The organism is Colwellia sp. TT2012 (assembly GCF_001440345.1).
GTDB lineage: Bacteria > Pseudomonadota > Gammaproteobacteria > Enterobacterales > Alteromonadaceae > Colwellia.
This window is the reverse complement of record NZ_LJYX01000100.1, coordinates 1-878: the sequence shown is the minus strand read 5'-3', so window position 1 is coordinate 878 and position 878 is coordinate 1. Positions and strand designations below refer to the sequence as shown.

Annotated in this window: 2 protein-coding genes; both read right to left on the bottom strand. The window is 47.7% G+C overall.

Features of this window, described 5'->3' with window-relative positions; all coding sequences use genetic code 11:
* On the bottom strand, nucleotides 1-335 hold a 335-nt coding region (locus ASU03_RS21865; RefSeq protein ID WP_197411303.1), incomplete at its 3' end, for an OprD family outer membrane porin.
* Complete coding sequence (locus ASU03_RS21860) at nucleotides 284-544, bottom strand: OprD family outer membrane porin (protein ID WP_197411302.1); 261 nt, start codon at nucleotides 542-544, stop codon at nucleotides 284-286. The genes ASU03_RS21860 and ASU03_RS21865, both read right to left, overlap by 52 nt.
* Nucleotides 545-878: the final 334 nt, after the last annotated feature.

The window sequence follows — 878 nt, the reverse complement described above, 5'->3', positions numbered from 1 at the left end:
CCTTGCAATGTCAGGCCTTTGATGCTGGTATTGGAAAATATAGTACCTCTAAAAGACTCAGGAAGTAGACGCGAATCACCGTAATACACTACTGGGCTGGTAGGAAACACGTCGCCTACTTTGAGCTCCGTATCAAAGGCGCGAATCTTCGCGGCGCCTCCAATTTTAGTGTACTCATCACGGGCATCCCCGTTACTGTCAACTGGAAGAACATCAAACGAACTTCGCCCACCATTGCGTCCGCCACCAGTGTCCAATTTCAAGCCGATCATGGCGAAAGCATCTAGTCCGAAACCAATCGTCCCTTGGGTGTAACCAGAATTGAATTTCGGAATGAATGCTTGAGCAGTCGCCTCAGAATATCCCGCCCCCCTGGTGCAGTTTCACCATTACGATTATCCCTGTTGAAATAGAATGTTCTGCTGGTAACGGTAAATTTACTACCTTCAACAAAACCTTCTGACTTCTCTGCACTATAGGCGACTGAGCTAAACCCAGCTATTGCCGCTAATACGCCTGTTGAGGTCTTGGTTATCCTAGTCATGTCTGCTCCGAAGATTTGGCAGTTTCTTATGATGACGGCCTTTTTTATAATGGTGATTGCAATGACCGCCACTCATTCTGACCTACAAACATAACCTCAAGATGATTGAAGAATTACAAATTTGAAAGAATTCCGGCAGCTGATTGCGCTGCCGGAATGGTGGCTCAACTGTGATCGAGATCCCAGATCCAGTGGGCATCAATCAGGAGGGATAAGTTTGTCTTTAACGTCTCTACTTGTGCCTCTAGGGCCGTTGTGGCTGCCGAAACGGATTGGCGGCGGGCTAAAAGCAATGATTGAAGATCCGCCTCCCCCAACTCATACGCTCGTTGAG

Bases quoted from the DNA above. Each gene is read 5' to 3' on its own strand.
- ASU03_RS21860 (WP_197411302.1), bottom strand. From the start codon at position 544: ATGACTAGGATAACCAAGACCTCAACAGGCGTATTAGCGGCAATAGCT.